Origin of the sequence: Azospirillum oleiclasticum, assembly GCF_013423485.1 — a bacterium.
Taxonomy (GTDB): domain Bacteria; phylum Pseudomonadota; class Alphaproteobacteria; order Azospirillales; family Azospirillaceae; genus Azospirillum; species Azospirillum oleiclasticum.
The window spans coordinates 35,337-48,364 of record NZ_JABFFR010000027.1; the positions used below are offsets into that span (position 1 = coordinate 35,337).

Annotated in this window: 11 protein-coding genes; 7 read left to right on the forward strand and 4 right to left on the reverse strand. The window is 71.0% G+C overall.

All coding sequences use genetic code 11. From position 1 onward, the window contains the following. Positions 1 to 45 precede the first annotated feature (45 nt). Positions 46 to 1,368: a nitrilase-related carbon-nitrogen hydrolase gene (locus tag HL658_RS24240; protein WP_180283707.1), complete on the forward strand. Its 1,323-nt coding sequence runs from the start codon at positions 46 to 48 to the stop codon at positions 1,366 to 1,368. Between the two features lie 393 nt (positions 1,369 to 1,761). Here the strand turns inward: HL658_RS24240 and ipdC are convergent, their stop codons facing one another. Together ipdC and HL658_RS24250 are read right to left on the reverse strand one after the other, a co-directional pair. Next, on the reverse strand, positions 1,762 to 3,393 hold the full coding sequence (gene ipdC / locus HL658_RS24245) for an indolepyruvate/phenylpyruvate decarboxylase (RefSeq protein WP_180283708.1): 1,632 nt from the start codon (positions 3,391 to 3,393) through the stop codon (positions 1,762 to 1,764). A gap of 118 nt (positions 3,394 to 3,511) precedes the next feature. Next, positions 3,512 to 4,852 carry a ferredoxin reductase family protein gene (locus HL658_RS24250; protein ID WP_180283709.1) on the reverse strand — a complete coding sequence of 447 codons (1,341 nt, stop codon included), beginning with the start codon at positions 4,850 to 4,852 and terminating at the stop codon, positions 3,512 to 3,514. Between the two features lie 258 nt (positions 4,853 to 5,110). Here HL658_RS24250 and HL658_RS24255 point away from each other — a divergent pair, with 258 nt between their 5' ends. The 4 genes from HL658_RS24255 to cysS all read left to right on the forward strand — a co-directional run bounded on the left by HL658_RS24255 (position 5,111) and on the right by cysS (position 9,692). Beyond that, positions 5,111 to 5,539: a YciI family protein gene (locus HL658_RS24255; protein WP_180283710.1), complete on the forward strand. Its 429-nt coding sequence runs from the start codon at positions 5,111 to 5,113 to the stop codon at positions 5,537 to 5,539. Between the two features lie 63 nt (positions 5,540 to 5,602). Further along, on the forward strand, positions 5,603 to 6,889 hold the full coding sequence (locus HL658_RS24260) for a DUF6596 domain-containing protein (RefSeq protein WP_180283711.1): 1,287 nt from the start codon (positions 5,603 to 5,605) through the stop codon (positions 6,887 to 6,889). A gap of 72 nt (positions 6,890 to 6,961) precedes the next feature. Continuing rightward, complete coding sequence (gltX, locus tag HL658_RS24265; protein ID WP_180283712.1) at positions 6,962 to 8,305, forward strand: glutamate--tRNA ligase; 1,344 nt, start codon at positions 6,962 to 6,964, stop codon at positions 8,303 to 8,305. 16 nt (positions 8,306 to 8,321) lie between these two features. Further along, a complete protein-coding gene (gene cysS / locus HL658_RS24270) occupies positions 8,322 to 9,692 on the forward strand; it encodes a cysteine--tRNA ligase (protein ID WP_180283713.1) in 1,371 nt (456 codons plus the stop codon). A gap of 9 nt (positions 9,693 to 9,701) precedes the next feature. On the opposite strand, the gene HL658_RS24275 is transcribed toward cysS, so the two are convergent. Continuing rightward, on the reverse strand, positions 9,702 to 10,103 hold the full coding sequence (locus tag HL658_RS24275; protein ID WP_180283714.1) for a hypothetical protein: 402 nt from the start codon (positions 10,101 to 10,103) through the stop codon (positions 9,702 to 9,704). Between the two features lie 151 nt (positions 10,104 to 10,254). Between HL658_RS24275 and cimA the strand changes: the two genes are divergently transcribed. Both cimA and HL658_RS24285 read left to right on the forward strand, forming a co-directional pair. Then, the gene (cimA, locus tag HL658_RS24280; protein ID WP_180283715.1) at positions 10,255 to 11,862 is read left to right on the forward strand and encodes a citramalate synthase; all 1,608 of its coding nucleotides are present in this window, start codon (positions 10,255 to 10,257) and stop codon (positions 11,860 to 11,862) included. A gap of 34 nt (positions 11,863 to 11,896) precedes the next feature. Then, positions 11,897 to 12,667, forward strand: a complete 771-nt coding sequence (locus tag HL658_RS24285; protein ID WP_180283716.1) for an RNA methyltransferase — start codon at positions 11,897 to 11,899, stop codon at positions 12,665 to 12,667. A 143-nt stretch (positions 12,668 to 12,810) separates the two neighbouring features. Here the strand turns inward: HL658_RS24285 and HL658_RS24290 are convergent, their stop codons facing one another. Next, positions 12,811 to 13,026 carry a hypothetical protein gene (locus tag HL658_RS24290; protein ID WP_180283717.1) on the reverse strand — a complete coding sequence of 72 codons (216 nt, stop codon included), beginning with the start codon at positions 13,024 to 13,026 and terminating at the stop codon, positions 12,811 to 12,813. Positions 13,027 to 13,028 lie beyond the last annotated feature (2 nt).

Consider the following 13,028-nt stretch of genomic DNA (forward strand, 5'->3'; position numbering starts at 1 on the left):
AACGACCATCACGGGGCCCCCGCTATCCGGGGACGAGGACCGCCCATGACGACCGACCGCATTTCCATCGCGCTGGCCCAGCTCGATTGCGCCGAGGGCGCCGTCACCGCCAACCTCGACCGCGTGCGCACCGCCCGCGCCGAGGCCGCGGCGCGCGGGGCCGACCTCGTGCTCTGCCCGGAATGGACGGCGTCCGGCCCGCCGCCCGATGGCGGCTTCGCCCCCGCTTTGCTCGACGCGGTCGAGGAGGGTGTACGCGCGCTCGCGGCGGAGACGGCGGACGGCGGCCCGGCCCTGCTGATCGGCGCCCCCTGGCGGCAAGACGGGCGCACGCACGGCGGCCTCGTCCTGCTGGACGGCGGTGCGGTCGCCACCCTGCGCTTCCGCCACCACCGGCCGGAGGGTGCCCCCTTTGTCGCCGGGCCGGTGCCGGGGCCGATGAGCGTACGCGGCGTACGGCTGGGCGTCATGGCCGGCGCCGATCTGGAATCCCTCGACGTGGCGGAGACGCTGGCCGAGAGCGGCGCCGAGATCCTGGCCGTGCTGGACGCCGAGCCCTTCGCGCCCGGCGGCCATGACCGCCGCGTGCAGGCCGCGGTGGTGCGGGTGATCGAGTGCGGGTTGCCGCTGGTCCGCGTCAACCCGGCGGGCGGGCAGGGCCGACGGGTGTTCGAGGGCGCCTCCTTCGCCATCGGCGCCGACCGCTCGCTGCGCGTCCAGGCCACTGCCTTCGAGGAGCATCTGGTCCTGACCCGCTGGGAGCGGGACGACGACGCGTGGATCTGCGCCGAGGGCGAACGCATCGCCCCGACGGAAGGGGCGGAGGCGCTGTACCGTGCGCTGACCCTGCGGCTGGCCGGCCACGCCAACAAGAACGGCTTCGCCGGTGCGGTCGTGCCGCTGAATGGCGGGTTGGACGGCGCGCTGTCCGCCGCCCTGGCGGTGGACGCGCTGGGGGCGGAGCGGGTGCGCGTTCTGCTGCTGCCGGGTCCCGACAGCGCGGCGGATCGCCTGGACGACGCGGTGGAGACGGCGGAGCTGCTGGGCTGCCGCTGCGATCGCGTCGCCATCGAGCCGGCGCTGCGTGCCTTCGACAGCATGCTGGCCCCGATCATCGCTGGCGGGGATGCGGACGCGCTGGACACCGGCCTTCGGGCGCGGGTGCGCGCGGTGACACTCGCCACCCTGGCCGAGGGCATGGCCGCCCTGGCCGTCACACCCGCCGACCCGCCGCCGGGCGGCTTCGCGGCGTTCGCCGGGGTGGACGCGGCGGCGGTGCGGGATCTCGTGCGCTGGCGCAACGCCCACAGCGCGCCGGGGCTGCGCGGGCCGGCCGGGCGGGTGGTGCCGGCCAGGGTTGGCGGATAGGCGGGAGCGGGTGAGTGGTCGCGCAGCGCCCCCCTCCCGACCTCCCCCCGCTGGGCCGGGGAGGAGAAAAGTCCTCCCCGGCCCAGCGGCTACGGCATGCACAGTTCTGGCGATGCCGAGTGACCGACCCTCCCTCGCCCCCGGCGGGGGAGGGTGGCGTCCGAAGTACGCCGGGTGGGGGCTGGGTCTTGCACGAATCCAGCGCCCATCCGTTGCAGAACTGGGGCGACGGCTTTATCGAGAACACCTAGCCCCCACCCTCCCAGCCTTCGGCCGGGCCCCTCCCTCAACCGCCGGAGGCGAGGGAGGGGTAGTTTTGCCGCGCTTGGATCGATCTGTGCATGCCGTAGCGCCCGGCGGGGGAGGGTTTGGGTGGGGGGCCTCCGCATCACCTCATCCCCCCGGCTGCGGCGTGTGCGTGCGTTTCGTTCCGGCCACGAAACGGGCGAGCGTGTCGGACAGGACGCCGCGCGGGATCATCGCCTCGATGAGCTGGAAGCGGCCGCGGGTGGCGTGTGCCTTCGCCAAGGCGTCGCGCAGCGCGCCCCGCGTGGTCACCCGCACCCCGTCGCCGCCCATCGCCGCGGCCATCTCGGCGAAGCGCCAATCGTCTAGATCGTTGAAGCCGCTTTCCGGTTGGAAGGTGCGCAGCATCTCCCAACTGGTGTTGTTGAAGACCACGACGATGGGGTCGAGCCCCAGCTTCCGGCAATTGCCCAGCTCCCACCCCGTCATCTGGAAGGCGCCGTCGCCCACCACGATCAGCATGCGCCGCCCGGTCACCGCCTGCGCCCCCATCCCGGCCGGCACGCCGAAGCCCATGCCGGCGTAGACGCCGGGGGCCATCAGCCCGTCGTCCAGCATGTCCATGGCGGTGAACAGGCAATCGCCGATGTCCGAGGCGATGGGCATCGGCCCGCTCATGCGGGCGAGGTCGTTGACCGCGCGGGCGATGTCCATGGGGTGGATGGGGCCGTCGTCGGGGTTCAGCCCGGTCGGCGCCTCCTGCCCGCGGTTGGTCCCGGTGCGGGTCGAGACCGGCAGCCGGGCGAGCAGCGCGTCGACCAGCCGGTCCAGCGGAATATCGGCGTAGCTGTGGTAACCCAGCGTGACCCGGCGGTCGGCCGCGTGGATGCTGCGGCGCATGTCGATCTTCTCCTTGGAGATGGAGAAGTTGGTGTCGCAGAGGATGGCCCCCAGCATGAACAGCCCGTCGGACTCCTCCACCAGCCGGGTGATCTCCGGATCGCCGGCCACGCCGAGATAGGTGCCGAGCGGCGGGGTGGGTGCGGCCGACAGCAGCCCGCGCCCCATGAAGGTGGTCACCACCGGCACGCCCAGCCGCTGGGCCAGTTCCGCCACCTTGCTCTCAAGCCCATGGCGCCGCACCTCCGCGCAGACCATCAGCACGGGGGCCTTGGCGGCCTTCAGGCGGGCCAGCACCTCCTCGGCCGCCGCGGCGACGGCGGCGTCGTCCACCGCCAGCACGGGATCGGCCCCGACCGCCGACACCTCCGCCGACACCATGTCGCGCGGAAGCTCCAGATAGACCGGCTGCGACCACGCCTTGCAGGCGCCCAGCACGCGCGCGATCTCCGCCGGTGCGGTCGCCGGATCGTCCAGCCGGGCCTGGGCGCAGGTGATCTCCTGATAGATGCGGAACTGGCTGTCCAGCGTCTTGCCCTGATGATGGATCATCAGGCCCGACGCCCCCTCGTGCCGCCCCGGCGCGCCGGAGACGACCACCACCGGCGACTTCTCCACGAAGGCCGCGGCGATGGGGTTGACCATGTTCAGCGCCCCGGCGCCGTAGGTGACCGCCGCCACCCCCAGCGTTGACCCGATCCGCGCCGCCCCGTCCGCCGCGAAGCCCACCGCCGGCTCATGGCTGAGCGTGTGCAGCGGCAGGATTCTGGTTTCCTCCATCACCTTGAAAAACGGCAGCGCGAAATCCCCCGGAATCCCGAACACCGCCCCGGCCCCGCGCTCCTTCAGCGCGTGCAGCAACGCCTCCGCCAGTCTCATGACCGTCTTCCCTGTCGTTCGTGGCCCTTGCGGCCTCCCTGACCGGAAGATGGCGCGTTCGGACGACGGACGCCAGCGTGCGTCGGCGGCCCGAATCGGTTGCCGCCCCGGCCGGGGCTCATCGCATGGCGAAGAGTTCCTGATGGAAGCGCTGGTCCACTGGCATGCCGCGCACCGCCAAGTCCCGCCGCAGCGCCTGCCCGAAGCCCGCCGGGCCGCAGAACCAGACGCTGGTGTCACGCCATTCCGGAACCGTCTTGCGGATCCGCTCCCCGTCCAGGCGGCCGTCGCGGCCATCGACGAGGACATGCAGGCGCACGCCCGCCGCCGCCGCGTCAGCCGTGAGCCTGGCGATCGCTTCCTCGTCGTAGTCGCGGGTCGTGTGGAAGAAATCGACGGTCTGCGGCAACCGCCCAGGGTCCGCCGCCAAGTGCTTCATGCGGGCGATGAAGGGCGTCACGCCAATGCCGCCGCCCACCCAGATCTGGTGCGCGCAGGTGTCGTCGAAGGTGAAGCAGCCGTATGGGCCTTCGACCATCACCGCCTGACCGACCCGCAGCTTCTCCCGCAGGCATCGGGTGTGGTCACCCAGTTCCTTGACCACGAACGTGATGTGGCGGTCGGTGTCGTTCCAGGCGGAGGCGATGGTGTAGGGATGGGCTCCCTCCGCGACGTCCGAGGTGACGAAGGCGAACTGGCCCGCCTTGTGCCCCGGCCAGCCCCGCGGCACCTCGATCGTCACTTTGAGCGCGTGCACGCCGGGATAGTAATGGAAGGCGCTGATCGTGCCCGGAACCCGCCGGTCGGCGGCGACGCGGCGCAACAGCACCACGATGGCTGCCCAGGTGCCTCCGGCGAGCAACAGCGCCGTCACCCAGCCGATCGGCGTGCTCCAGTAGGCGAACTTGATCAGCACGACGGTATGGAGCACCAGCACCAGGTAGGCCACCGCCAGCAGGCGGTGCGTCTTGATGAACAGCCGGTAGGGAAAGCGATTGAGCAGCGCCAGCGCGACCAGCAGCACGGCTGCGTAAAAGGCCCACTCGCCGACCCATTCGGCGATGCCGCGCAGGCTCTGGAACTGCTGCTCGACGAGGTTCTCCAGGACGGGCCGCGGCCCCCGTTGCGGCCGGTCCAGCCACCCCCATCCAACCGCCCATTTCGTTCCCTGCGCCCAGAGCCAATGGATGATTGCGAAGACGAGGAAGGCGATGCCCAGCCACTTGTGCAGGCGGTACATCTTGTCCAGACCCCCGAACCACGCCTCGGGCCAGCGGGGGCGCAGCGCCAGGATCATCCCCACGCTCATGCAGCCCATGGCGATCAGGCCGCTGTATTGGACCATGTTGGCGCGGAATGGAAAATAGCCGGTCCATGGGAACACCGGGGACTCGGCCGTGAGCCACAGCAGGGTCAGCAGCGCCAGCAGTCCCCACAAGGAAATCCTGATCGTCCGCATGGCGACCTTCTCCGTGCTGCGCCGCCGATGAAGCGGTCCCGTATGAACTCCGTTCCGGACGGGGCGGTGGGCAAGCTGATCGCCGGGCCGGTGTGAGGTCGATCGGGTCGTCCGCGGGCGCAATTCAGCGATCACCATCGCCGCAACGAATCACGTCCCTGGAAAAAAATCGTCTCGCCCCTGTCGATTTCCATGGGGCAACTTCGTCGCAGGGACAGGGAGGCCGATGGGGTCTCCGTTACAGGAAGGGATTGGACCATGCGAGTGATGGTGTTCGTGAAGGCGACGGCTGACAGCGAGGCCGGTGTCATGCCCTCCACCGAGCTGCTGATCGAGATGGGGAAGTTCAACGAGGAGCTGATCAAAGCCGGGGTGATGCTGGCCGGGGACGGGCTGAAGCCGACGAGGCAGGCCAAGCGGGTGGCCTTCGACGGGGCGTCGCGCACCGTCATCGACGGGCCCTTCGCCGAGACGCGCGAGCTGGTCGCCGGCTACTGGATGTGGGAGGTGAAGGACATGGACGAGGCGGTGGAATGGGTGAAGCGCTGCCCGAACCCCATGCCCGGCCCCAGCGAGATCGAGATCCGTCCCCTCTATGAAATGTCCGATTTCGCCGAGATCATGACGCCGGAGGCCGAGGCCCTGCATGGCGGCAACGCCGCCGCGATGGGGCGGGCGGACGGGTAGGGGAGGGCCGGCCGTCGCCGCCGCGGCTTGCCAGGGCGGGGGCTGAGTCCCTAACCTGGGGCCGTGGCGGCGACGGACACTCACACGGACACTCACCCGGACACCCACCGGGCCATCGAGACGGTCTTCCGGATCGAGCGGGCCCGGCTCATCGGCGGGCTGGCGCGGCTGCTGCGCGACGTCGGGCTGGCGGAGGAGCTGGCGCAGGACGCGCTGGTCGCAGCACTTGAGGACTGGCCGCGCGGTGGGGTGCCGCGCAACCCCGGCGCCTGGCTGATGGCGGCGGCCAAGCGCCGCGCCATCGACCGGCTGCGCCGTGACGCCATGCTGGAGCGCAAGCACGCCGAGATCGGCCGCGACCTGGAGGACGGGCGGGGCGACGCCGCGGCGCGGATCGAGGCGGCGCTGGACGACGATCTGGGCGACGAACTGCTGGGGCTGATCTTCGCCGCCTGCCACCCCGTGCTGTCGCGCGAGGCGCGGGTGGCGCTGACTCTGCGGCTGGTCGGCGGGCTGACCACCGACGAGATCGCCCGCGCCTTCCTGGCGGCGGAGCCCACCATCGCGCAGCGCATCGTCCGCGCGAAGAAGACGCTGGGCGGGGCGGGGATCGCCTTCGCGGTGCCGCGCGGGGCGGAGCGGATGCCGCGGCTCGCCTCCGTCCTGGAGGTCATCTATCTGATCTTTACCGAGGGCTACGCCGCCACGGCGGGGGAGGATCTGACCCGCCCCGACCTCTGCGCCGAGGCGCGGCGGCTTGGCCGCATCCTCGCCGGCGCCCTGCCGGAGGAGCCGGAGGTGTTCGGGCTGCTCGCCCTGATGGAGCTCCAGGCTTCGCGGCTGGCGGCGCGGGTGGGGGCCGACGGGGTGCCGGTGGCGCTGCCCGACCAGGACCGCGGGCGCTGGGACTGGTCGATGATCCGCCGCGGCCTCGACGCGCTGACGCGGGCGGAGGCTCTGGGCGGGGCGGAGGGGGCGTACGCGCTCCAGGCCGCACTCGCCGCCTGCCACGCCCGCGCGCGGCGGGCGGAGGACACGGACTGGGCGCGGATCGCCGGGCTGTACGACCGGCTGGCGGTGGTGATGCCGTCGCCGGTGGTGGAGCTGAACCGCGCGGTGGCGCACAGCATGGCCTTCGGACCGGAGGTCGGGCTGGCGCTGCTGGCACCTCTGGAGGAGGAGCCGGTGCTGCGCGGCTACGCCCCGCTGCCGGCGGCCAAGGGGGATTTCCTGCTGCGCGCCGGGCGGGCGGATGAGGCTCGAGCGGCCTTCGAGCGCGCGGCGGAGCTCAGCCGCAACGGGCCGGAGCGGGCCTTCCTGCTGGCGCGTGCGGCGGCCTGCGGCGGGTGAGCGCGGGGGTTCACGGGCGGCGGCCCGCGTGCTATCGCTGCCGGCCCCAGCCACCAGCCCCGTGCCGCCGCCATGTCCGTCGCCGTCCGTTTCGCGCCGTCCCCCACCGGGTTGCTGCATGTGGGAAACCTGCGGCTGGCGCTGGTCAACTGGCTGTTCGCGCGCAACGCCGGCGGGTCCTTCCTGCTGCGCCTGGACGACACCGACGAGGAGCGGTCGCGGCCGGAATACGCCGAGGCCATCGAGCGCGACCTTGCCTGGATGGGCCTGACCTGGGACCGCTTCGCGCGGGAGAGCGACCGCTACGGCCGGTACGACGAGGCGGCGGCGATGCTGCGCGCGGCCGGGCGGCTCTACCCCTGCTACGAGACGGCGGAGGAGCTGGGGCTGCGGCGCGCCAGCCAGGTGTCGCAGGGGCGCCCGCCGCTCTACGACCGCGCCGCCCTGCGCCTGACCGACGCCGACCGCGCGCGGCTGGAGGTGGAGGGGCGGCGGCCCCACTGGCGCTTCCTGCTGGAGCACCGGCCGGTGGAGTGGGACGATCTGGTGCGCGGGCACCAGCGCTTCGCCGGGGCCGACCTGTCCGACCCCGTGCTGATCCGCGAGGACGGGCGGCCGCTCTACACGCTGACCAGCGTGGTGGACGACGCCGACTTCGCGATCAGCCACGTTATCCGCGGCGAGGACCATGTCGCCAACACCGCCGTGCAGATCCAGATCTGGCAGGCGCTGGGAGCCGACGTGCCGGGCTTCGCCCATCTGCCGCTGCTGACCGACGCGGGCGGGCAGGGGCTGTCCAAACGGCTGGGGAGCCTGAGCATCGGCAGTTTGCGCGACGACGACGGGGTGGAGCCGATGGCGCTCGCCAGCCTGCTCGCCAAGCTCGGCACGTCCGACGCCATCGAGCCGCGGGCGACGCTGGACGCGCTGGTGGCGGAGTTCGACATGGGCAAGGTGTCGCGCGCCACGCCGAAGTTCGATCCGGAGGATCTGAAGCGGCTGAACGCCAAGCTCCTGCACCTGACGCCCTTCGACGCGGTGCGCGGGCGGCTGGAGGCGATGGGGCTGGCCGGGGTGGATGCGGGGTTCTGGGAGGCCGTGCGGCCCAACCTCGCGCGGCTGTCGGAGGTCGCCGACTGGTGGGCGGTGACGCACGCGCCGGTGGCCCCGGTGGTGGAGGATGCGGGGTTCCTGGCCGAGGCGGCGGGGCTGCTGCCCGACGAGCCGTGGGACGCCGGCACCTGGGGCGCCTGGACCGCGGCGGTCAAGGCGCGCACGGGCCGCAAGGGCAAGGAGCTGTTCCTGCCCCTGCGCAAGGCCTTGACCGGCCTGGAGCATGGACCGGAACTGAAGCTTCTGCTACCCCTGATCGGCCGGGCCCGCGCGCTGAAGCGGCTGGCCGGCGAAACCGCCTGATAAGGAGACCATTGTCGTGCCGCTCGACCTCACCAACACGCTGACACGCCGAAAGGAGCGGTTCGAGCCGCTGGACCCCGGTCATGTCGGCATGTACGTGTGTGGTCCCACCGTGTACGACACGGCGCACATCGGCAACGCCCGGCCGGTGGTGGTGTTCGACGTGCTGTACCGGCTGCTGAAGCGGCTGTACCCGAAGGTCACCTACGTCCGCAACATCACCGATGTGGACGACAAGATCATCGACCGCTCCCGCGCCAGCGGCGAGCCGATCGAGGCGCTGACCCGCCGCACCACCGACCTCTACCACGCCGACATGGACGCGCTGAACGCGCTGCGCCCCGACGTGGAGCCGCGCGCCACCCACCACATCGGCCACATGGTGGCGCTGATCGGCGTGCTGGTCGAGCGCGGCCACGCCTACGCCGCGGAAGGGCATGTGCTGTTCAGCGTGCCGTCCATGGCGGAGTACGGCCAGCTCTCCCGCCGCAGCCAGGACGAGCTGATCGCCGGCGCGCGCGTGGAGGTCGCCCCCTACAAGCGCGACCCGTCCGACTTCGTGCTGTGGAAGCCGAGCCGGGAGGGCGAGCCGGGCTGGGACAGCCCCTGGGGCCGCGGCCGGCCGGGCTGGCACATCGAGTGCTCGGCCATGGCCAAGGAGCATCTGGGCGTCACCTTCGACATCCATGGCGGCGGGCTGGACCTGATCTTCCCCCACCACGAGAACGAGATCGCGCAGAGCCGCTGCGCCCACCACGGCGACCCGCTCGCCCGCTATTGGGTGCACAACGGCTTCGTGACCGTGGAGGGGGAGAAGATGTCGAAGTCGCTCGGCAACTTCTTCACCGTGAACGAGCTGCTGGACGAGCATCCGGGAGAAGCCATTCGCCTGACCCTGCTGTCCGCCCATTACCGCCAACCGCTCGACTTCACCAAGGACGGGTTGCGGCAATCCAAGCTGGCGCTCGACCGCTGGTACCAGGCGCTGCGCGGCGACCCGGCTCCGGTCGACGCGGAACTGCCCTTCGAGGTTCTGGCGGCGCTGGAGGACGACCTGAACACGCCGCTCGCCATCAGCCACCTGCACGAGCTGGCGACCGCCGCCAACAAGGCGGAAGGGGCGGCCAAGGCGGCGGCCAAGGGCGCGCTGCTCGCCGCCGGGCGTGAGCTGGGACTGCTGGAGCAGGAGCCGGAGGCGTGGTTCCGCTGGGCGCCCAAGGCGGCCGGTGCGCTGTCCGACGAGGCCATCGAGCAGGCCATTGCCGACCGTCAGGCCGCCCGCAAGGCCAAGAACTTCGCCGAGGCCGACCGCATCCGCAAGGAGCTGGCCGAGCAGGGCGTCACGCTGGAGGACGGGCCGAAGGGAACCACCTGGAAGCGGGGGTGAGAGCCCCCGCTACGCCTTGTCGTCCCGCCGCCCGGCCAGAATGCCGAACAGCAGCTCGAACTTGCGGTTCAGCTCCGTGTGGTTCTCGTTCATGACGTCGAGCATCCGGTCGTACTTGGCCTCGAGCCGCTCATGGCCGGCCTTGAGGCCGGACACGTCGGTTTCGAGACGGGCCTGTCCGTCTTTCAGATCGGACACGTCGGCCTTCAGCTCGGTCTGCCCGGCTTCAAGCCTTGCCTGCCCGTCCTTCAGCTCGTGCACGTCGCCTTTCAGCTCGCGCACGTCGCCTTTCAGGTCGGCGATGTCGCCTTCCATGCGGGTCTGGCTGTGGATCACGCGGTCGAGCTTGACGGCGATGTGTTCGACCTGGGTGGCCAGTTCGGTGGTGCGGTCGGGGTGGCGGTCGGGCATGCGGGCTCCACACGTATGAGTGGATCGTAGCGCAGCGGCTTCGCTGTGTCCAATGACCCGTCCGGCAGGAATCGGTTGAGATGCTGGCGCCGCTGCGTCATTGTTGCCGTCTTTTCGGCCAAGGGGCCGTTTCAGCGGGCGATACCGAGCGATGACCGGCGAGCGGATCTATCTGTACGACACCACCCTGCGCGACGGGGCGCAGACCCAGGACGTCGATTTCTCGGTCGCCGACAAGATCGCCATTGCCCAGGATCTGGACCGTCTCGGCATCGATTACATCGAGGGCGGCTGGCCCGGGGCCAACCCGACCGACGACCGCTTCTTCGGGTCCGACGCGCCGACGCTCGCCCGCGCCACCTTCACCGCCTTCGGCATGACGCGGCGGCCGGGGCGGAGTGCGGCCAACGATCCAGGCCTCGCGGGGCTGTTCAACGCGCGCTGCTCGGCCGTCTGCATGGTCGGCAAGACCTGGGACTTCCATGTGGACGTAGCGCTCGCCATCCCGCGGGAGGAGAATCTGGAGCTGATCCGCGACAGCGTCGCCGCCGCCAAGGCGGCCAAAGGCGAGGCGCTGTTCGACGCGGAGCATTTCTTCGACGGCTACAAGCGCAACCCCGGTTACGCCGCGTCCTGCGTGCGCGCCGCCTATGAGGCCGGTGCCCGCTGGGTCGTGCTGTGCGACACCAATGGCGGCACCCTGCCGCACGAGATCGAGGAGATCGTGCACGCGGTGGTGCACGAGCACGGCATCCCCGGCGACCGGCTGGGCATCCACTGCCACAACGACACCGAGAACGCCGTCGCCAACTCGCTGGCCGCGGTGCGTGCCGGTGCGCGGATGATCCAGGGCACTCTGAACGGGCTGGGCGAGCGCTGCGGCAACGCCAATCTGGTGGCGCTGATCCCGACGCTGATGCTGAAGATGGGTTTCCGCACCGGCGTCCGGGCGGAGGATCTGGGGTTGCTGACCGAGGTCAGCCGGGCGCTGGACGAGCGGCTCAACCGGGCGCCCAACCGGCACGCGGCCTATGTCGGCGCCTCGGCCTTCGCGCACAAGGGCGGGCTGCATGTGTCGGCGGTGGAGAAGGACCCCGCCTGCTACGAGCACATCGCGCCGGAGACGGTGGGCAACCGCCGGCAGATCGTGGTCTCCGACCAGGCCGGCCGCTCGAACATCCTGGCCCGCCTGCGCGAGATGGGGCTGGACATCGACCCGGCCGACGCGCGGCTGCCCCGTCTGGTGGATCTGGTGAAACAGCGGGACACCGCCGGCTACGCCTACGACACGGCGGAGGCGAGCTTCGAGCTGCTGGCCCGGCGGGAGCTCGGCAAGGTCCCCGCCTTCTTCGAGCTGAAGCGCTTCCACGTCACCGACGAGCGCCGCTACAACGCCAAGGGCGAGTTGGTGGTGGAGTCCGAGGCGGTGGTGCGCGTCAAGATCGGCGACCAGGTGCGGCACGAGGTGGCGGACGGCAACGGCCCGGTGCACGCGCTCGACCAAGCCATGCGCAAGGCGCTGGAATCCACCTACCCGCTGATCCGCGGGGTGAAGCTGGTCGATTACCGCGTGCGCATCCTGGCGGCGACCGCCGGCACGGCGGCCATGCCGCGGGTGCTGATCCGCAGCCGCAATGGCGACGGGTCGGAGTGGTCGACGTTGGGCGTGTCCACCAACATCATCGAGGCGTCCACCGAGGCGCTGGTGGACAGCTACACCTTCAAGCTGCTGCGCGACGGCGTGGCGCCGCGGGGCTGAGCATCCGCGGGCGGGAAGACGGGAAGGGCAGGGCATGACCTCCGGCAAGGATCCGAACCGGCCGTCCATCCTGGGCGGGCCGACCATCGTGCTCGTGGAGCCCCAGCTCGGCGAGAACATTGGCGCCTGTGCCCGCGCCATGCTGAACTGCGGCCTGACCGAGCTGCGGCTGGTCCGCCCGCGCGACGGCTGGCCGAACGAGAAGGCGCAGGCGGCGGCGTCGGGGGCCGACCTGGTGCTGGACGGCGTCCGGCTGTTCGACAGCACGGCCGACGCGGTGGCCGACCTGGAGGTGGTGTTCGCCACCACCGTGCGCACCCGCGGCATGATCCAGGAGTTCGTCACCCCACGACTTGCGGCGGAGCGGATGCGCGCGCACTACGCCGCCGGCCACAAGGTCGGCGTGCTGTTCGGGCCGGAGCGGACGGGCCTCGTCAACGACGACCTGACGCTGGCGGAAACGCTGATCACGGTGCCGCTCAACCCGTCCTTCTCCTCCCTCAACCTCGCCCAGGCGGTGCTGCTGATCGGCTACGAGTGGTTCCAGACCGGCGATGTCCCGCCGGCGGAGCTGCTGCACACCGGCCAGACGCGCCCGGCCACCAAGGCGGAGCTGGTGAATTTCTTCGAGCATGTGGAAGGCGCGCTCGACCGTACGGGATTCTTCACCTCTCCGGAGAAGCGCCCGTCGATGGTGCGGACCCTGCGCAACGCCTTCGAGCGGATGCGGATGACCGAGCAGGAGGTCCGCACCTTCCACGGCGTGATCGCCGCGCTGACGGGCAAGCGCAAGGGCGATCCGTAAGGTCCGGGCGGGGCAGGCGCATGCACCGGAGCGGATTCCGGGCTCCTTCATCCCTGGCCCGGCGGGGGATCACGGCCGTCGCCACAACGTCCTGAAAGGCCTGGAGCCCCGCTTTTCCGACGATGAAATCCAAGCGTGTCGAATCATGTCGGGTTGACTGTCGAACGATTGTCGAGAGCCTGTTTGACGATCGCATGATCGCCGCGCGCAACCCAGGATCCGTCATCCCTGCGGGGGCGGGGATCCAGCTTTTTCAGCCACTTTTCGCAACGGCCCGGCTTCTTTGCCGTGCCGTGGATGATGATGGAGCGGGCAGCACTCCTGTGAATGCGCCGTTTCCAAGCGAATGCCGAGATCATCG